The 18,763-nt window shown below is 59.0% G+C and carries 21 protein-coding genes; 7 read left to right on the top strand and 14 right to left on the bottom strand.

Translation table 11 applies throughout. The annotated features are described in order from the left end of the window. Positions 1-4 precede the first annotated feature (4 nt). Positions 5-1,903, top strand: coding sequence for a sulfate adenylyltransferase subunit CysN (gene cysN / locus BMS17_RS09970; protein WP_077430870.1), 1,899 nt, complete (start codon positions 5-7; stop codon positions 1,901-1,903). 180 nt (positions 1,904-2,083) lie between these two features. Here the strand turns inward: cysN and BMS17_RS09965 are convergent, their stop codons facing one another. Genes BMS17_RS09965 through BMS17_RS09955 form a run of 3 tightly spaced genes read right to left on the bottom strand, consistent with a single transcriptional unit; the run spans position 2,084 to position 5,485 of the window. Next, a complete protein-coding gene (locus BMS17_RS09965) occupies positions 2,084-2,986 on the bottom strand; it encodes an acyltransferase (RefSeq protein WP_046026795.1) in 903 nt (300 codons plus the stop codon). Next, on the bottom strand, positions 2,987-5,086 hold the full coding sequence (gene pta, locus BMS17_RS09960; RefSeq protein ID WP_046026794.1) for a phosphate acetyltransferase: 2,100 nt from the start codon (positions 5,084-5,086) through the stop codon (positions 2,987-2,989). A gap of 60 nt (positions 5,087-5,146) precedes the next feature. Next, positions 5,147-5,485, bottom strand: a complete 339-nt coding sequence (locus tag BMS17_RS09955; RefSeq protein ID WP_046026862.1) for a DUF3565 domain-containing protein — start codon at positions 5,483-5,485, stop codon at positions 5,147-5,149. Here BMS17_RS09955 and BMS17_RS09950 point away from each other — a divergent pair. The 3 genes from BMS17_RS09950 (at position 5,454) to BMS17_RS09940 (ending at position 7,802) form a co-directional block, all read left to right on the top strand. After that, a complete protein-coding gene (locus BMS17_RS09950) occupies positions 5,454-5,939 on the top strand; it encodes a peptidylprolyl isomerase (protein ID WP_008150718.1) in 486 nt (161 codons plus the stop codon). The two genes, BMS17_RS09955 and BMS17_RS09950, sit on opposite strands and share 32 nt — an antisense overlap. Before the next feature lie 122 nt (positions 5,940-6,061). After that, positions 6,062-6,544: a glutathione peroxidase gene (locus tag BMS17_RS09945; RefSeq protein ID WP_046026793.1), complete on the top strand. Its 483-nt coding sequence runs from the start codon at positions 6,062-6,064 to the stop codon at positions 6,542-6,544. A 154-nt stretch (positions 6,545-6,698) separates the two neighbouring features. Further along, positions 6,699-7,802, top strand: coding sequence for an NADH:flavin oxidoreductase (locus tag BMS17_RS09940; RefSeq protein WP_046026792.1), 1,104 nt, complete (start codon positions 6,699-6,701; stop codon positions 7,800-7,802). 113 nt (positions 7,803-7,915) lie between these two features. Here BMS17_RS09940 and BMS17_RS09935 read toward each other — a convergent pair whose 3' ends face one another. Both BMS17_RS09935 and cysZ read right to left on the bottom strand, forming a co-directional pair. Further along, entirely contained in the window at positions 7,916-9,115 is a 1,200-nt protein-coding gene (locus tag BMS17_RS09935) for a glycosyltransferase family 1 protein (protein ID WP_077430869.1), read from the bottom strand. Positions 9,116-9,155: 40 nt separating this feature from the next. Further along, positions 9,156-9,908 (bottom strand): sulfate transporter CysZ, encoded by a 753-nt coding sequence (gene cysZ, locus BMS17_RS09930; RefSeq protein ID WP_077430868.1) that lies wholly within the window; start codon positions 9,906-9,908, stop codon positions 9,156-9,158. 313 nt (positions 9,909-10,221) lie between these two features. On the opposite strand from cysZ, the gene trxB reads away from it, so the two are divergent. Then, complete coding sequence (gene trxB / locus BMS17_RS09925; RefSeq protein ID WP_046026789.1) at positions 10,222-11,184, top strand: thioredoxin-disulfide reductase; 963 nt, start codon at positions 10,222-10,224, stop codon at positions 11,182-11,184. 176 nt (positions 11,185-11,360) lie between these two features. Here the strand turns inward: trxB and BMS17_RS09920 are convergent, their stop codons facing one another. The 7 genes from BMS17_RS09920 to BMS17_RS09890 all read right to left on the bottom strand — a co-directional run bounded on the left by BMS17_RS09920 (position 11,361) and on the right by BMS17_RS09890 (position 15,810). Next, positions 11,361-12,611: an aspartate aminotransferase family protein gene (locus BMS17_RS09920; RefSeq protein ID WP_046026788.1), complete on the bottom strand. Its 1,251-nt coding sequence runs from the start codon at positions 12,609-12,611 to the stop codon at positions 11,361-11,363. Positions 12,612-12,806: 195 nt separating this feature from the next. After that, positions 12,807-13,145, bottom strand: a complete 339-nt coding sequence (locus tag BMS17_RS09915) for a HopJ type III effector protein (RefSeq protein ID WP_007944631.1) — start codon at positions 13,143-13,145, stop codon at positions 12,807-12,809. Next, a complete protein-coding gene (locus BMS17_RS09910) occupies positions 13,138-13,434 on the bottom strand; it encodes a DUF1244 domain-containing protein (protein ID WP_046026787.1) in 297 nt (98 codons plus the stop codon). Before BMS17_RS09910 ends, BMS17_RS09915 begins: the two co-directional genes overlap by 8 nt. Positions 13,435-13,501: 67 nt before the next feature. After that, positions 13,502-13,873 (bottom strand): dihydroneopterin triphosphate 2'-epimerase, encoded by a 372-nt coding sequence (gene folX, locus BMS17_RS09905; protein ID WP_046026786.1) that lies wholly within the window; start codon positions 13,871-13,873, stop codon positions 13,502-13,504. After that, on the bottom strand, positions 13,873-14,436 hold the full coding sequence (folE, locus tag BMS17_RS09900) for a GTP cyclohydrolase I FolE (protein WP_046026785.1): 564 nt from the start codon (positions 14,434-14,436) through the stop codon (positions 13,873-13,875). The genes folX and folE overlap by 1 nt, the downstream gene beginning before the upstream one ends. Positions 14,437-14,457: 21 nt before the next feature. Next, complete coding sequence (gene folM / locus BMS17_RS09895; RefSeq protein WP_046026784.1) at positions 14,458-15,168, bottom strand: dihydromonapterin reductase; 711 nt, start codon at positions 15,166-15,168, stop codon at positions 14,458-14,460. Positions 15,169-15,240: 72 nt separating this feature from the next. Next, positions 15,241-15,810 carry an antibiotic biosynthesis monooxygenase gene (locus BMS17_RS09890; protein ID WP_046026783.1) on the bottom strand — a complete coding sequence of 190 codons (570 nt, stop codon included), beginning with the start codon at positions 15,808-15,810 and terminating at the stop codon, positions 15,241-15,243. A 211-nt stretch (positions 15,811-16,021) separates the two neighbouring features. Between BMS17_RS09890 and BMS17_RS09885 the strand changes: the two genes are divergently transcribed. Further along, a complete protein-coding gene (locus BMS17_RS09885) occupies positions 16,022-16,981 on the top strand; it encodes a MerR family transcriptional regulator (RefSeq protein WP_046026782.1) in 960 nt (319 codons plus the stop codon). 3 nt (positions 16,982-16,984) lie between these two features. On the opposite strand, the gene BMS17_RS09880 is transcribed toward BMS17_RS09885, so the two are convergent. After that, entirely contained in the window at positions 16,985-17,590 is a 606-nt protein-coding gene (locus tag BMS17_RS09880; RefSeq protein ID WP_046026781.1) for a hypothetical protein, read from the bottom strand. 54 nt (positions 17,591-17,644) lie between these two features. Beyond that, a complete protein-coding gene (locus tag BMS17_RS09875) occupies positions 17,645-18,121 on the bottom strand; it encodes a PAS domain-containing protein (RefSeq protein WP_077430867.1) in 477 nt (158 codons plus the stop codon). A gap of 100 nt (positions 18,122-18,221) precedes the next feature. On the opposite strand from BMS17_RS09875, the gene BMS17_RS09870 reads away from it, so the two are divergent. Further along, positions 18,222-18,674 carry a flavodoxin gene (locus tag BMS17_RS09870; protein WP_077430866.1) on the top strand — a complete coding sequence of 151 codons (453 nt, stop codon included), beginning with the start codon at positions 18,222-18,224 and terminating at the stop codon, positions 18,672-18,674. The last annotated feature ends 89 nt before the right edge of the window (positions 18,675-18,763 follow it).

The following is an 18,763-nucleotide window of genomic DNA, read 5'->3' as shown; positions in this document are numbered from 1 at the left end:
TGTCATGTCGCACGTATCTGATTTGATCAGCGAGGACATCCTCGCCTACCTGGGCCAGCACGAACGCAAGGAAATGCTGCGCTTTCTGACCTGTGGCAACGTCGACGACGGCAAGAGCACCCTGATCGGGCGCCTGCTGCACGACTCCAAGATGATCTACGAAGATCACCTGGAAGCCATTACCCGCGACTCGAAGAAAGTTGGCACCACCGGCGATGACATCGACCTGGCATTGCTGGTCGACGGCCTGCAGGCCGAGCGCGAGCAAGGCATCACCATCGATGTCGCCTACCGGTATTTCTCCACCGCCAAACGCAAATTCATCATCGCCGACACCCCCGGCCATGAGCAGTACACCCGCAACATGGCCACCGGTGCGTCCACCTGTGACCTGGCGATCATCCTGATCGACGCCCGTTACGGTGTGCAGACCCAGACCCGTCGCCACAGCTTCATCGCCTCGTTGCTGGGTATCAAACACATCGTGGTGGCCGTCAACAAGATGGACATCAATGGCTTTGACCAAAGCATCTTCGAGTCGATCAAGGCCGATTACCTGAAGTTCGCTGAAGGCATCGCCTTCAAGCCGACCACCATGGCCTTCGTGCCGATGTCGGCCCTCAAGGGCGACAACGTCGTGAACAAATCCGAGCGCTCGCCGTGGTACACCGGCCAGTCGCTGATGGAAATTCTGGAAACCGTCGAGATCGCCAGCGATCGCAACTACACCGATTTGCGTTTCCCGGTGCAGTACGTCAACCGTCCGAACCTGAACTTCCGTGGTTTCGCCGGCACCCTGGCCAGCGGCGTTGTGCACAAGGGCGACGAAGTCGTTGTGCTGCCGTCGGGCAAGAGCAGCCGCGTGAAATCCATTGTCACTTTCGAAGGTGAGCTGGAGCATGCAGGTCCGGGTCAAGCGGTGACGCTGACCATGGAAGACGAGATCGACATCTCCCGCGGCGATCTGTTGGTACACGCCGACAACCTGCCGCAAGTGACTGACGGCTTCGACGCCATGCTGGTGTGGATGGCCGAAGAGCCAATGCTGCCGGGCAAGAAGTACGACATCAAGCGCGCCACGACATACGTGCCGGGTTCGATCACCAGCATCGTCAACCGCGTTGACGTGAACACCCTGGAAGAAGGCCCTGCCAGTGCCTTGCAACTGAACGAGATCGGTCGGGTCAAGATCAGCCTCGACGCGGCCATCGCGCTGGACGGTTACGCGAGCAACCGCACCACCGGTTCGTTCATCGTCATTGATCGCTTGACCAATGGCACCGTCGCCGCTGGCATGATCATCGCTCAGCCAGTGGCGCCGGGCAGCAGCACGCATCACGGCAAACTCGCACACGTCGCCACCGAAGAACGCGCCCAGCGCTTCGGCCAGCAACCGGCCACCGTGTTGTTCAGCGGCTTGTCAGGCGCTGGCAAAAGCACCCTGGCCTACGCGGTTGAACGCAAGCTGTTCGACTTGGGCCGTGCAGTGTTTGTGCTCGATGGCCAGAACCTGCGTCACGACCTGAACAAAGGTCTGCCACAGGACCGCGCCGGGCGTACCGAGAACTGGCGTCGTGCCGCGCACGTTGCGCGTCAGTTCAACGAAGCCGGTTTGCTGACCCTGGCGGCGTTCGTTGCCCCAAGTGCCGAAGGGCGTGAACAGGCCAAGGAACTGATCGGCAAAGAGCGTCTGCTGACGATTTACGTCCAGGCCTCGCCGACCGTGTGTGCCGAGCGTGATCCACAAGGCCTTTACGCGGCGGCTGGCGACAACATCCCGGGCGATTCCTTCCCTTACGACGTGCCGCTGGATGCCGACCTCGTGGTCGATACCCAATCGTTGTCGCTGGAAGAAAGCGTCAAGCAAGTGCTGGACCTGCTGCGTCAGCGCGGCGCGATCTAAGCGCTAAACGCAAAAAAGAAACCCGCCGATGAGTGATCATCGGCGGGTTTTTTTGTGTCCCCAAGATCGCCATCGCGGGCAAGCCTTGCTCCTACGGATTTCGGGTGGCCGCGCCATATGGCACGACGAAAAACTGTAGGAGCATGGCTCGCCCGCGATGAGGCCCTTCCGGAACCTGGTTCACTTGGCCGGATACTCGCGATGCATCTGCTCCAGCAACGCATCCTTGTCCAGCCACAACTGATTGATCCAGCCCTGAAACTGCAATCGGTAATCGCCGTCCTGATCGTAATTCTTGCCAATGTACTGCGGCGGGATTTTCAGTTCCTGAAAATGCACCACCACGTCCGCCACGTTCCCGCACAACAGGTCCCAAAAACCGGGACGTCCGGCCGGGTAGTGGATGGTCACATTGACGATGGATTCGAGTTGCTCGCCCATGGCGTCCAGGACAAAGGCAATGCCGCCGGCCTTGGGTTTGAGCAGGTAGCGAAACGGTGATTTCTGCTGCGCATGTTTGGCTTCAGTGAAGCGCGTGCCTTCGACAAAGTTGAAAATCCCCACCGGATTATTGCGAAACTTCGCGCACGTCTTGCGGGTGGTTTCCAGGTCTTTGCCTTTCTTCTCCGGGTGCTTTTCCAGATAGGCCTTGGAGTAGCGCTTCATGAATGGAAAGCCCAGCGCCCACCAGGCCAGACCAATCACCGGCACCCAGATCAGCTCCTGCTTGAGAAAGAACTTCAGCGGTTGGATACGACGGTTGAGCACGTATTGCAGCACCAGAATGTCGACCCAGCTCTGGTGGTTACTGGTGATCAGGTAGGAATGTTGATAGTCCAGACCTTGCAGGCCGCTGAGGTGCCAGCGCGTGCGGCGGACCAGATTCATCCAGCCTTTGTTGAGGCTGATCCAGGCTTCATGGGTATGGCTCATCAACCAGCCCGCAATCCGCTGCGTGAAGGCAAACGGCAAAACCTTGACGAGTGCCACGCAGAACAGAAAGGAGCAGAGCAAAATCGTGTTCAGTGCCAACAACAACGATGCAATCACGCCGCGCACGGCGGCAGGCAGGAAATCCAGCATTTAAACATCCATAGGTCGGTTGGCAGCCTGGATCGCGGTCAACGCGATGGTGTAGACGATGTCGTCGACTTGCGCACCGCGCGGCAGGTCGTTCACCGGTTTGCGCAAGCCTTGCAACATCGGGCCGAGGCTGACGCAATCGGCGCTGCGCTGCACGGCTTTGTGGGTGGTGTTGCCGGTGTTGAGGTCGGGGAACACGAACACTGTGGCGCGACCGGCGACCTGACTGTTGGGGGCCAGTTGTCGGGCCACCGTTTCGTTGGCGGCGGCGTCGTATTGCAGAGGGCCGTCGATCAACAGCGAGTTTTGCTGCTCGTGGGCGAGCAACGTTGCTTCGCGCACTTTCTCGACTTCTTCGCCGCTGGCCGATTCACCGCTGGAGTAGCTGATCATCGCCACGCGCGGGGTGATGCCGAACGCGGCCGCCGAGTCGGCGCTTTGCAGGGCGATCTCGGCCAGTTCGATGGCGCTCGGGTGCGGGTTCATCACGCAGTCGCCGTAGACCAGCACTTCTTCAGGGAACAGCATGAAGAACACCGACGACACCAGCGTGCAGCCCGGCGCGGTTTTGATCAGTTGAAGGGCCGGTCGGATGGTATTGGCGGTGGAGTGGATGACACCGGACACGAGACCGTCGACTTCATCCAGCGCCAGCATCATGGTGCCGATCACAACAGTGTCTTCCAGTTGCTGCTCGGCCATCGGTGCGTTGAGGCTTTTGCTTTTGCGCAGGGCAACCATCGGCTCGACATAGCGCTCGCGGATCAGGTCCGGGTCGAGAATCTCCAGCCCGGGTGGCAGCTCGATGCCTTGGGCGCGAGCGACGGCTTCGACGTCCGCTGGTTTGGCCAGCAACACGCAACGGGCAATGCCACGCGCCTGACAGATCGCCGCCGCTTGCACGGTCAGCGGCTCGCTGCCTTCCGGCAACACGATGCGCTTGTTGGCAGCCTGGGCGCGCTGGATCAATTGATAGCGGAACACGGCGGGCGACAGGCGCATCTCACGCGGGGTACCGCAGCGCTGGTGCAACCAGTTGGCGTCGAGGTGGCTGGCGACGAAGTCGGTGATGATCTCCGCACGCTCGCGGTCATCGATAGGAATTTCCTTGTTCAAGCCATTGAGCTGGTTGGCGGTGTCGTAGGAGCCGGTGCTCACCGACAACACCGGCAACCCCGCCTGCAAGGCGCCACGGCACAGGTCCATGATGCGCGGGTCGGGCAGGGTGTCGCTGGTCAGCAGCAGGCCGGCCAACGGTACGCCGTTCATGGCCGCGAGGCTGACGGCCAGGATGATGTCATCGCGGTCGCCGGGGGTGACCACCAGCACGCCGGGCTTGAGCAGTTCCACGGTGTTGCGCATGGTGCGGGCGCAGATGATGATTTTGGTCATGCGCCGGGTTTCGTAGTCACCGGCATTGAGAATCTGCGCGCCCATCAGATCAGCCACATCGCGGGTGCGCGGGGCGTTCAATTCCGGCTGGTACGGGATGCACCCCAACAGGCGGAAATCACCGCTGCGCAGCAATGGCGAGTGTTCTTTCAAGCGCGTGGCGAAGACATCCATGCTTTCGTCGGTCTTGACCTTGTTGAGGATCACGCCGAGGACTTTCGGGTCTTTTGGGCCGCCGAACAATTGCGCCTGCAATTCCACGCGCCCGGAGAGCTCGGTCAGCACTTCGTTTTCCGGTGCCGAGACCAGGATCACATCGGCGTCGAGGCTTTTCGCCAGGTGCAGATTCACCCGTGCGGCGTAGCTGGCGCTGCGGGTCGGGACCATGCCTTCGACGATCAGCACGTCTTTGCCGACAGCGGCTTGCTGGTAGAGGGTGATGATTTCTTCGAGCAACTCATCGAGTTGACCATCGCCGAGCATGCGCTCGACATGCGCCAGGCCCAGCGGTTGCGGTGGCTTCAAACCGTGGGTGCGCGCTACCAGTTCGGTGGAGCGTTCCGGCCCGGTATCACCCGGATGGGGCTGGGCAATCGGTTTGAAAAAGCCGACCTTGAGACCGGCACGCTCAAGCGTGCGCACCAGCCCAAGGCTGATAGACGTCAGACCCACACCAAAGTCGGTGGGCGCGATAAAAAAAGTTTGCATGCGAATTCTCTAAGGGTGCATGGCAATGGCGATCATCTATATCTGACGATCTGCCGCAATTCAGTCGCCAAGGTTATCGCTAACCGAGCCTTGTGCGCACCAACCGCAATCAAAGGGCTGGCCTATTTTTTCAATACGTTGCGCGGGGTCCAGCACCCAGGCACGCGATTGCCACGGCGGCTGGTGACGCAGGTGCTGGGTGTGGCCGCAGGAAAGCTCGGCCACCCAATGCCCGTCCTCATCTTGATGGAAACCTGTGACCGTTACGCCCTGCGCCGCGAACCTTCCGTCCGGGTTGTGTTCGCTTTCGCGCGATTGCTTCGCTAAACTTGGCCTTTCATCATTCTTATGCAAAAGGTCTCGCCCCATGCTGATCGCCGCCAATAAGGCTGTCTCCATCGACTATACCCTGACCAACGACGCTGGTGAGGTCATCGACAGCTCCGCCGGCGGCGCGCCGCTGGTCTACCTGCAAGGCGCAGGCAACATCATCCCGGGCCTGGAAAAGGCTCTGGAAGGCAAAACCGTTGGCGACGAGCTGACCGTAGCCGTTGAACCTGAAGATGCTTACGGCGAATACGCTGCCGAACTGGTCAGCACCCTGAGCCGCAGCATGTTCGAAGGCGTTGATGAACTGGAAGTGGGCATGCAGTTCCACGCTTCCGCTCCGGACGGCCAGATGCAGATCGTCACCATTCGCGATCTGGACGGCGACGACGTCACCGTTGACGGCAACCACCCGTTGGCCGGTCAGCGCCTGAATTTCCAGGTCAAGATCATCGACATCCGTGATGCCAGCCAAGAAGAAATCGCTCATGGTCACGTCCATGGCGAAGGTGGCCATCACCACTGATTTTCTGCGCTAAGCTCAGAGTACTGGAGAGGCGCCCTAGGGCGCCTTTTTAGTCCGCGGCTGTCCTTGGCGGCATTGCCAAGTGGCTGTTTCGAGAAGAACACGGGAATTTGGAGTTCGTCATGAGTGCTTTTCACGACCTTAAGTTGACAGCCCTGGATGGACAAGACCTACCGCTGGCGCCCTTCAAGGGGCAAGTCGTGCTGGTGGTCAACGTCGCCTCCAAATGTGGCTTGACCCCCCAGTACGCGGCGCTGGAAAACCTTTATCAGCAGTTCAAAGCCAAAGGTTTCAGCGTTCTGGGTCTGCCGTGCAACCAGTTTGCCGGGCAGGAACCGGGTTCCGAGCAAGAGATCCAGGAGTTTTGCAGCCTCAACTATGGCGTGACTTTTCCGTTGTCCAGCAAGCTGGAAGTCAACGGTCATGAGCGTCATCAGTTGTATCGCCTGCTGGCGGGCGAGGGTGCGGAATTCCCGGGTGACATTACCTGGAACTTCGAAAAATTCCTGCTGGGCAAGGACGGTCGTGTGCTGGCGCGGTTTTCCCCGCGCACGGCGCCGGATGATCCGACAATCGTTCATGCGATCGAAAAAGCGTTGAGCTGAACTCACAAGAAACGCAGCCTCGGCTGCGTTTTTTTATGCCTGCCTTTTGACCCTTAATCACCCAAATCAATAGTGCTGTGCATCGCTGGCAACTCCGCATATTATCGTCGTCATAAAATTACGTCCCGTCGATATCGTTTTCGTGGAGTGCCCCATGTCCGTCAAAGCCTTGTTCAAACCGTTCCACCTCGGCACCCTTGAGCTGCCGACCCGCGTTGTCATGGCGCCGATGACCCGTTCGTTTTCGCCGGGTGGCGTACCCAATTCCAAAGTGATCGAATACTACCGTCGTCGTGCTGCGGCCGGCGTGGGTCTGATCATCACCGAAGGCACGACCGTCGGCCACAAGGCGTCGAACGGCTACCCCAATGTGCCGCATTTCTACGGCGATGCTGCATTGGCCGGCTGGAAGAAAGTGGTCGATGCGGTCCACGCCGAAGGCGGCAAGATCGTTCCGCAACTGTGGCATGTCGGCAGTGTGCGTCGTATTGGCACTGAGCCGGACGCCAGCGTCCCGGGTTACGGCCCATCGGAAAAATTGAAGGACGGTCAGGTCGTGGTTCACGGCATGACTAAACAAGATATCCAGGACGTGATCGCCGCGTTCGCTCAAGCGGCCAAAGATGCCCAGAGCATTGGCATGGACGGCGTGGAAATCCATGGCGCCCACGGCTATCTCGTGGACCAGTTCTTCTGGGAAGGCAGCAACCAGCGCACCGACGAATACGGCGGTAGCCTGGCCAACCGTTCACGGTTTGCCATCGAGCTGATTCAGGCTGTGCGTGCAGCGGTCGGCGAAGGTTTCCCGATCATCTTCCGCTTCTCGCAGTGGAAACAGCAGGATTACACCGCGCGCCTGGTGCAAACCCCGCAAGCGTTGGGTGAGTTCCTCAAGCCATTGTCCGACGCTGGCGTGGACATTTTCCACTGCTCGACGCGCCGTTTCTGGGAGCCGGAATTCGACGGTTCCGAGCTGAACCTGGCCGGCTGGACCCGCAAACTCACGGGCAAGCCGACCATCACCGTGGGCAGCGTTGGCCTGGACGGCGAGTTCCTGCAGTTCATGGTCAACACCGACAAGATCGCTCAACCGGCCAGTCTGGAAAAGCTGCTGGAGCGTTTGAACAACGACGAATTCGACCTGGTGGCCGTGGGGCGCGCGTTGTTGGTCGACCCGGACTGGGCGCAGAAAGTACGCGACGGTCGTGAAGAAGACATCCTGCCGTTCAGTCGCGAGGCATTGATGTCGCTGGTTTAAGCGGCGACCGCACTGACGCTATCGCGGGTAAGCCTTGCTCCTACGGTTCTTTGTCGAATACAAATGTGTGAATCGACACAACACCGTAGGAGCAAGGCTTGCCCGCGATGCTTTTAAGGCAAAAACGCTGCATCGGGCAGGGGTTGCCCCTGCATGCAAGCCCCGCGCAACTGCCCTTCAAACTGCTCGATAATCGCGGCCCAGCCCTGGCGACTCGCATGCTGGCGCGCATTGAGCCGCACACACCGCAAGGTTTCGCGCTCTTCCAGCAACCACGCCGCAGCATCACAAAAGGCTTCTTCATCCCCCGGCATCGCCAGCACGCCGTTGTAGCCATGGCGGATATGCTGCGCCGCTGCCGCCTGGTCGTACGCCACCACGCCCAATCCCGACGCCAATGCTTCAAGCACCACATTGCCAAAGGTTTCGGTCATGCTTGGAAACAGAAATACGTCCCCCGATGCGTAATGACTGGCCAGCGCCTCACCGCGTTGTGAGCCACAGAAAACCGCCTCGGGAAGGTCCTGCTCCAGCGCCGCTCGTTGTGGGCCGTCGCCGATGACGATCAAGCGTATGTTGCGCTGTGGATAAGTGGCTTTCAGCGAGTCGAAACTGCGTTTGAGCAAGCCCAGGTTTTTCTCGGGAGCCAAGCGCCCGACATGAATGACCGCAATGTCATCCTCGGCCAAGCTCCACTGTTCGCGCAGCGATACCTGCCTTTTGCTCGGATGAAACAATTGGCTGTCGACACCCCGGGAAAGCAAGGCCAGACGCTCGAAATGTCGGCGTTCAAGTTCCAGTCGCTGACTGGGGCTCGGCACCAGGGTCAGGGTCGAGCGGTTGTGAAACCAGCGCAGGTAGTGCGTCAGCAAACGAGTCAACAACCCGAGCCCGTATTGGCTGGAGTACTGCTGAAAGTTGGTGTGAAAGCCGCTCACCACCGAAATCCCCAATCGCCGTGCTGCGCGTAATGCGGACAAGCCCAGAGGCCCTTCGGTGGCGATGTACAGCACGTCGGGGCGATGACGCGTCCAGCGCCTCAACAGTTTATGCATCGACGACTGGCCCCATTGCAAGCCGGGATAGCCCGGCAGCGGCCAGCCTCGACACAACAGCAAATCATCGTCACTGCTCAACTGCTGATCCCCCCCCTGGCGAGGCCGCACCAATTCCACCTGGTGCCCGCGCGCGCGCAAACCGTCGCACAAACGGCCAAGGGTGTTGGCCACGCCGTTGATTTCCGGAGGGAATGTTTCGGTGATCAGAGTGATATGCAGAGCTGTCGTCATGACCTCAGTGTCGGCTGAGGCCATGTCGTCATTGTGGCGCTTTGATGATGGATTTGTGACTCGGTCAGCGCTGGGCCACCAGATTTTCCGCCCCGCGCTCACGCACCCAGAACAGCGTCGCCCCGGCCACGGCGGCCGGCATCATCAAAATGTTCACCACAGGGATCAGCAGCACCAGATACACGCTGCCGCCGAAACTCATGCTCTGCCAGCGCTTCTGCCGCAGCCAGGCGAGCATTTCATTCCAGCCGAGTTTGTGGTTATCCGCCGGGTAGTCGATGTACTGGATCGCCATCATCCACACCCCGAACAGTAGCCACAGCGGTGCTGCAATGATGTTCACCACCGGGATGAAGGACAGGATAAACAGCCCGATTGCCCGTGGCAGGAAGTAGCCGAGTTTGCGCATTTCCCGGGAGAGGGTGCGCGGGATCATTGCGATCAGTTCGCCCCAGCTGAAAGTCGGGAAGTCGTCGGTGCCACGCACCACCACTTCGACTTTCTCCGCAAGGAAGCCATTGAACGGCGCGGCGATGACGTTGGCGAGCATGGTGAAGGTGAAGAACACCATCAACACCACCAGCACCACAAAAATCGGCCAGAGGATGTAGCTGAGAAAACTCAGCCAGTCGGGCAGGGTCGGCATCAGCGTATCGACCCACAGACTGAACTGATGGCCGGCCAGATAAATCAATCCGACGAACAGCACCAGGTTGATTGCCAGCGGCAACAAGACAAACAAACGCAGGCTGGGGCTCAGGACCAGCTTGAGGCCTTCGCGCAGGTATTGCGGGCCGGACAGGGCGGGTGCGGGCATAACGTGCTCCGGGCAGAGGGAAACGCGCCGACCTTACCGGCTTTGTCGGAAGGGGGAAAGCGCGGTCGCTGAATCGACATTCACTGTAACAAAGACGTTTATATAGTCGCTGCGGTGGGATAGAGACCACCTATGAGCTGGATTGTTAAACCGTATTTCCTTAATCTTCGCCCCCTCGATACGCTGCACCCAATCTTTTTGCAGGACTGTCGAACTCAAGCCTTCCCCAAGGTAACCACGGTCCTTTTTTTATTCCCGCCGGCAACCCGGCGTTCCGCGCCTGATGTTCAGGGCCGGTCAACAGGAGCAGGTCATGTCTGAAGTCCGTCATTCGCGAGTGATTATTCTCGGTTCCGGCCCTGCCGGTTACAGCGCTGCGGTCTACGCCGCCCGTGCCAACCTCAAGCCACTGCTGATCACCGGCATGCAGGCCGGTGGTCAACTGACCACCACCACCGAAGTCGACAACTGGCCGGGCGACGTCCACGGCCTGACCGGCCCGGCGCTGATGGAACGCATGAAAGAACACGCCGAGCGCTTTGAGACCGAGATCGTTTTCGATCACATCAATGCCGTGGACTTTGCTTCCAAGCCTTACACCCTGATCGGCGACAGCGCAAAGTACACCTGCGACGCCCTGATCATCGCCACCGGTGCCAGCGCTCGCTACCTGGGCCTGCCGTCCGAAGAAGCGTTCATGGGCAAAGGCGTTTCGGCCTGCGCGACCTGCGATGGTTTCTTCTATCGCAACAAGCCGGTGGCTGTGGTCGGCGGTGGCAACACCGCGGTTGAAGAAGCGCTGTACCTGGCCAACATCGCCAGCACAGTGACCCTGATCCACCGTCGTGAAACCTTCCGCGCCGAGAAGATCCTGATCGACAAGCTCAATGCCCGGGTTGCCGAAGGCAAGATCATCCTGAAGCTGAACGCGAACCTGGACGAAGTACTGGGCGACAACATGGGCGTCACCGGTGCACGCCTGAAGAACAACGATGGCAGCTTCGACGAACTGACAGTCGACGGCGTGTTCATCGCCATCGGCCATACCCCGAACACCTCGTTGTTCGAAGGTCAGCTGACGTTGAAAGACGGCTACCTGGTGGTGCAAGGCGGCCGTGAAGGCAACGCAACAGCGACCAGCATCGAAGGTATCTTCGCCGCCGGTGACGTGGCTGACCACGTTTACCGTCAGGCCATCACCTCGGCCGGCGCTGGCTGCATGGCCGCTCTGGACACCGAGCGTTACCTGGACGACCTGCAGAACGCCAAGTTCTGAGATCGTTGAAATGAAAAAACCGGCTTCGCAGCCGGTTTTTTTATGCCCGCGATTCAGTGACCAATCAAAGAACCTGTAGGAGTGAGCCTGCTCGCGATAGCAGTTAATCATTCAGCATTGATGTTGACTGACACTCCGCCATCGCGAGCAAGCTCGCTCCCACAGGGATTTTGGGTTCAGGCCAATTTGTTCAGGCACGCTTCAAGAATATCCAGGCCTTCCTCCAGCACCGCCGCTTCGGTGGTCAATGGCGCCAACAGTCGAATGATATGGCGCGACTTGCCGCTGGGCATCAGCAGCAAACCGGCGTCTCGCGCCAACGCCAGCAGTTGCGTCAACTGGGCGGGTGCCGGTGTGCCATCGGCATGAGCCAGTTCAATTCCGCGCATCGCGCCAACACCGGTCAAACGACCCAGATACGGTGAAAATTTGCTGTCGCACCAAGCTTTGTAGCGGCTGACAATCGCTTCTTCCTGCTGCGCCCCCCAGGCTTGCAACTGTGTGTCGGTCATCTCATCCAGGGTCGCCAGCGCGGCGGCGCAGGCGATGGGGTTTCCCGAATAGGTGCCGCCCAGTCCGCCCTTGGGCAAGGTGTCGAGCAATGCCTTGCGCCCAACCACCGCACCCAGTGGTACGCCACCGGCGATGCTTTTGCCCAGCAGAATCAGGTCCGGTTCGATGCCCAGCCGCGAGAACGCAAAACGCTGGCCGGTGCGACCAAAGCCTGACTGGATTTCGTCGGCGATCAGCACAATGCCTTTTTCATCACACAACCGTCGCAGCGACTGGGCGAACTCCACGTCCATCGCCAGGAAGCCCGCTTCGCCCTGTACCGGTTCAACGATAAAACACGCCACGTCATCAATGTCGATTTCGACGCTGAACAGGCGGTCCATGGCCTTCAAGGCTTCGGCGCAGGTCACGCCGTTGTCCTGGCTCGGGAAGGGCAGGTGATACACCGGCCCCGGCAATACGCCGACTTTCTGTTTGTAGGGCGCGACCTTGCCGTTGAGGTTCAGGGTGGCCAGCGTGCGGCCGTGGAAGGCGCCGTCGAACGCGATCACGGCGGTGCGGCCGGTGGCGCCGCGAACGATCTTCAGGGCGTTTTCCGCCGCTTCCGCGCCGCTGTTGGTGAGCATGCCGCTGACCGGATAGTCCACGGGAATGAACGCAGTCAGGCGATCCATCAGTTTGATGTAAGGCACATGCGGTGCTGCGTTGAAGGCGTAGTGGGTCAGCCGGGTGGCTTGCTCGCGAATGGCGTCGACGATGCGCGGGTGGCAATGGCCGAGGTTGAGTACGCCGATGCCGCCGACGAAGTCGATGTAGCGTTTGCCATCGGTGTCCCAGACCTCGGCATTTTTGCCGTGGCTGAGCGTGACAGGATGAACGATGTTGATCGACCGGCTGATGGATTCGCTGCTCATGGATGACCGACTCTGAAGAAGGGATGCTTCTTTTTATCTAAGCCGTGAGCAGCGCTGCCCGGCAAACGAAATAAAGTTGCCGGGTCAATCTTAAAAGTCGGGATGTGTTGTGGCTCTTGTAGGAGCGCGGCTTGCCGGCGATGGCGTCTCTGTGATCGCCATCGCGAGCAAGCTTTGCTCCTACAGAAAAAGCGTTTAGCGGCGAGTGAGCGGCTGTTGAGTGAACTTCACCCCGGCCAGCCCATGGGCAATCAATGCGCGGATATTGCCGTGATCACTGCCATCAGGCGTTGCGACCACCGAACGGTAATGCTCGCCGAACGCCAGCAGCGCTTCTTCATCGCTCAGACCTTCCAGCAGCGCCAGACCCAGGGTCTTGCACGAACCTTCATTCTGACCGGCCGCGTTTTCCACACCACCGTTGTTGAAAGCCTGCGGTTGATAGTCGTAACCGGCGGCGATGAACGCCAGGGTGTCGGCAAAAACGTGTTCGCCGCTCTTGAGGCTGGCGCGCAGGGTGTTCAAATCACTCATTGGGTTTTCCTTTGGCAAACGCCGCCTGTTGTTCGGCGTTGGCTTCTTGCTGGTATCGGGCTTTCCATTCGGCGTACGGCATGCCGTAGACCACTTCGCGGGCGTCATCGAGGCTGACGTCGATCTGGCGTTCGTCGGCGGCGGCCTTGTACCACTTGGACAGGCAGTTGCGGCAGAAACCGGAGAGGTTCATCAGGTCGATGTTCTGTACATCCTTGCGGCTGTCCAGATGGGCCACCAGCCGGCGAAAGGCGGCGGCTTCAAGTTCCAGGCGTTGTTGATCGTTCATGGCGAGCTCTGTCGGTCAAATCGTGGCGCGGATGATAAAAGTCTGACGGCCAATGCGCCAGACGCACTCAGCGGCTCGCCGCCAGGGTAATCGACACTGATTCGGCGAATCGCAGTGCATGAGGCTTGTCGACTTCAACCTCGGCGTACAGCACCGATTCGTTGGTCATTACCAGGTCCAGCAGTTCCTGGGTGAGCCGTTCGAGCAAGGCGAAACGATTGCCCTCCACGTGGGCAATGATCGCCTTGGTGATGGTGCGGTAGTTCAGCGCGTGATCGATATCGTTGTCGCGCACCGCTTCCTGGGCCGCATACAGGATGGTCAGGTTGATCAACACATCCTGCTTGTTGAGGATTTCATCCTCGTTGATTCCGATGTAGGTCCGCAGGCACAGGTCCTTGACCCGGATGCGCGCCATACCTGGTTGAAGTTGTGGCATTACGACTTGCTCCGTCCAATCAATTGCAGGAACTCCTGGCGGGTATTGCTCGACTCGCGGAAGGCGCCGAGCATCACTGAGGTGTTCATGGTCGAATTCTGTTTCTCGACGCCGCGCATCATCATGCACATGTGTCGCGCTTCGATGACCACCGCAACACCGGCGGCATTGGTCACCTGTTGTACTGCTTCGGCGATTTGCCGGGTAAGGTTTTCCTGGATTTGCAGGCGCCGGGCAAACATGTCCACCAGTCGCGCAATTTTCGACAGGCCCAACACCTTGCCCGTAGGAATATAAGCCACATGGGCCTTGCCGATGAAGGGCAGCATGTGATGCTCGCAGAGCGAGTACAACTCGATGTTGTCGACGATGACCATTTCATCATTGTCGGAGGCGAACAGCGCCCCGTTGACGATTTCTTCGACACTTTGTTCGTAGCCATGGCAGAGGTAGCGCATGGCTTTTGCCGCACGCGCCGGCGTGTCGATCAGGCCTTCGCGATCCGGGTTTTCACCGAGACCGATGAGGATCTCGCGATAGCTCTGGGACAGGGATAACGTCATGAAATATCCTCGCGAGGCCTCTTATTTGATGTGCCGTCCGCCGTTGACGGTCAGGGTGGTGCCGGTGACATACGGGTTGTCGAGCAAGTAGCGCAGGCTCTGGTAGATCACTTCGCTGCCGGGCTCAATGCCCAGGACGGATTTGGCCAGCGCCTTGGCGCGATAGGCCGCGTCGTCCTCGGGATTGAACATTAGCAGGGCGGGGGCGATACCGTTGACCTTGATTGTCGGCGCATATTTCGCGGCGAAGGACAGGGTAAGGCTGTCGAGCCCGGCTTTGCTGGCGCAGTAACCGATGTGCTTGCTACTGCCCTTGCGGGTCACGTCATCGCTGATGTGCACAATGTCTGCCGGAGTTGAGCGTTGCAGCAAGTCGGCACAGTGCAGGTTGATCAGGTAGGGCGCAAGCATGTGCACGCTGAACATGCGGCTGAAGGCTTCGGCCTCGGTGTCCGGCGTTTCGGCCAGCCATTCGGAAGCATTGTGGACAATCGCCCGCAGGCTGTCGGTATGGGTTTTCAGGTCGCTGATGAACGCGAGGATCCCGGCTTCAGTGGAGAAGTCGGCAAACACCGCGATGGCGCCCAGATCACGCAATGCCTGGACACCGGGGCGCTCACTGCGGTAGCTGAAGATCACCCGATGGCCGTCTTCAATCAAACGCTGCGCACAATGCAGGCCGACACGCTGGCCGGCACCGGTGATGAGGATTGGGGCTGCGGAAGGGGTCATGAACGGCTCGCGTCGCGGTAAGAGCAAAACTATACCAGCGACGGGAGGCATGCACCTATTGTGGTAGTGAGCTTAGCGGTTTTGCGTGGACGGCTGGGCGGGCAACGGCCGTGTCGGTGTGGTGTTCAGCCAGTTGGCCAACAGGCGGGTCGACAAGGGAATGAAGAAGTAGACCATCAACGGCGTCAGGCACAACGTACTGATGAAAACCCGCGGCAGCAGGCTCAGTTCGCTCAACAAAGGCCCCAGTACAAAGTTGAACAACAAGGACACCGGAAAGAATGCCAACCAGATCGCCGCTGCCTGTTTCCAGCGTGGCGGGCGCTGACCGACCGCGCCGAACCAGCCTTCAATGCCGCTGACCCGATGCTCGGTTGGATGGGCGAACAAATCGCTGCCACGGCCTAGCCATGCAGTACGCGAGGCGGAATGCTCCCAGGTGTGCAGGGTCTGCTCATCGGCAAAGCGGAAGATAATCTGGAACTCATCATCACCGGCTGGCGGAGCGAGCACGCCCGAGCCGAGATAACCGGGAAAATCGGTGGCCAGTTGTTCGCCTTCGCGCAGCCAGGCAATCAGGTCCTGATAACGGCCATCGGCGACGCGACGCGCCACCATCAGCGTGACGGGGGAGGTAGACATTTTGTATCTCCGTAGGGCATTTGCGTTACACCGGATAGGCGTTTCGCCAGACGCAGCACCAGGGTGTCGGACTGCGTCTTGAGACAAGCAAGGATTATTCCTGAATCTGACCAATACACCAGAGACTTTCATGGTTTGCATGTGTTGAACATGGAGGGGGTAATGGAGTTAGAATGGGATCCAATTTTGCGCGCCGGACGTACATCATCCAATGCCTGTCCTGACTGACGCTCCTCCTGCCACTGAGGCAGATCCTTCCATCAATCGCGAAGAGCTGTTTCCCATTCGTGAGGTGGCGCGCCTGACGGGCATCAATCCCGTCACGCTGCGGGCATGGGAACGACGTTATGGCCTGATTCAGCCCACCCGCACCGAAAGTGGGCATCGACTGTACTCGATGGTCGATGTCGAGAGGGTTCGCAGCATCCTTGGCTGGATTGACCGCGGTGTCGCGGTCAGCAAGGTTGGCAAGATTCTGGCCAGGACCGAACCTCCCAAGGCACTGGCGCAGTTCATCCCCAAGGAAGTCGTTCAGGCCGATTACGCCCATTGGCAGCAACAGGTCCAAGCGGCGGTGAGTTCCTTTGATGATGTTCAACTGGATCAAGTCTACGGGCAGATTTTTTCCACCTACTCCCAGGCAGTCGTTTTTCAGGACATTCTGATGCCGCTCTGGAAGTTGTTGTTACAACGCCAGGATCAATTCGGTTGCACCAGCGAATGGCTGTTTTTTGATGGGTTTCTGCGAGTTCGCGTATTGCAACGTTTGCTGCTGATGCGTAACGCGCAACCCCGGCGGGTGATCGTCAGTGCATTAGCAGGTCAGTGCCGAGAACTAGAGTTGTTGGTGGCCGCTCTGTTCGTGAGCAGTAATGAAATGGGGGTTCGGCTGCTGACGATTGGTCAGCCATTCGATGAGTTGCCGCTGGTATGCCAGCAGCTAAAACCGCAAGCGCTGGTGCTTTTTTCCAATCACGTGCCTTCAACTGATCTGCCACGACGGCTCAATCGTCTGGCGATGAGCCTGGATTGCCAGTTGTTTCTTGCCGGGGATACGTCGGAACTGGCTCAGGAAAGCCTGGCCGGTTCGTCGATTGGCTGTCTGGGTAATGAAGGCGCGGTGATGCGCCAGCGTCTGAAACAGTTCCTGGCGGGCAACCTCGATACCTGAGATTCAGACATGCAACGCAGGGTGTGTCAGGCGATGCTGCTGAAGGATGAACTGGCGCAGGCGCTCGGTTTCATCTTTGTCGGACTGGCCCAGTTCATAGGCATAGAAACCGTGCTCGGTTTCACGCTCAAACGTGCCGCGCAACGCAATCCGTTCATAGCCTGAAGGGCTGAACCACAAGGCGAAGTGCTTGGGTGGTTTGGTCTTGTTGCGAACTTCCAGCAAAACCCCTTTGCAAGAGACTTCGTGCACATACATCGTGCCGGGCTGGCCTTTGGCATTCTCCAGCGCCACCGGCTCATCGAGCACCAGGCGCCAGGGTCGGACCATCGGCCCGTCTTCGTAAATGCTCGGTACACCCAAACGCAAATGCAGCGCATGAAACTCGTCTTCCACCAGATGCAGCGGAAAGGTCATTTGCTGATTTTCGAAATTGGCCTGGATGGTGACTTGCTCATGAGCCGCGAGGCGCGTGAGCAAATCACGGATCTGCGATCCACCATTAACGAGCAAGCTCGACGTCGCATCCCGCACATTGAGTTGCGGGTTGTGTTGCATGGTCTGGATGAAGTCCAGTTCATCCTGGGTCAGGAGTGCGTCACGTTGCATGGCTTGCTCGAAAGTAGTAGTTACAAAGTCATTGGTGATTGTAGTTAATGACCACTAATTCGAAGTTTTGTTTGCACCGTTCGTCGCTTTCAGCGCAGCAAGTTCGGCGAGTGCCTCGGCCAGCTGTGTTTCCAGCTGTGCAACACGCTGCTGCGCTTTGACTTGAATCGTGACGTCTTTTTGCACCCCGACAAAATAAACCTGCCCATTGCCCGGATCTTTCACCGTCGAAAGCGACAGTTCGTTCCAGAAGGGCGTGCCGTCCTTGCGGTAGTTCCTGAGGATTTCCCGGCAGGAGCCTTTCGTGCTCAGCGCCTCGCGAATGGTTGGAAGCGCTTGCTGATCCCGATCGCCTGACTGCAGGAAACGGCAATCCTGGTAGAGGATCTCTTCGCTGGTGTACCCCGTCAGGTGTTCGAACGCCGGGTTGACGTAAATCAGGATGTTGTCCTGGTCGCCTTCCTTTTCTGCAATCACGATGCCGTCGTTGGAAGCGTTGATTGCCATTTGCAGCAGTTGAGCATTGATCATCGGAGAATCCTTTCCGGTTTGATTGAGCCTGCATTCTAAAAGAACAATACAGGTCGTGCTGTTAATATCCGGTCTTTCACTCAGTTTCAGGATCAGATTGATGAAAGTCGCCATCCTTTCCGGCTCGGTCTACGGCACGGCTGAAGAAGTCGCCCGTCACGCCGCGAATATTTTGAAAACCGCCGGTTTCGAAACCCTGCACAACCCGCGTGCGTCACTGGCCGATGTCCTGGCTTTCGAACCGCAAGCGTTTCTGGCGGTGACCTCGACCACCGGCATGGGTGAATTGCCGGACAACCTGCAACCGTTGTATTCGATGATTCGCGATCAATTGCCCGCAGCATGGCGCGGTCTGCCGGGCGCGGTCATCGGCCTGGGCGATGCGAGCTATGGCGACACCTTCTGCGGCGGCGGCGAGCAGATGCGTGAATTGTTCAGTGAACTGGGGCTGCGCGAAGTGCTGCCGATGCTACGTCTGGACGCCAGCGAAACGGTGACCCCGGAAACCGACGCCGAGCCGTGGCTGGCGGAATTGGTCAGCGTTCTGCAGTGAAAACGAGGCCCGTCAGGGTTCTGGCGAAATCGCCGAATCTGTTGCTACACGGTTACCAGCGTCGGTCCTTTGACATGGATCCAAGCTCA

The organism is Pseudomonas sp. C9 (assembly GCF_002000165.1).
Classification (GTDB): domain Bacteria; phylum Pseudomonadota; class Gammaproteobacteria; order Pseudomonadales; family Pseudomonadaceae; genus Aquipseudomonas.
This window is presented reverse-complemented; position numbering and strand designations above follow the sequence as displayed.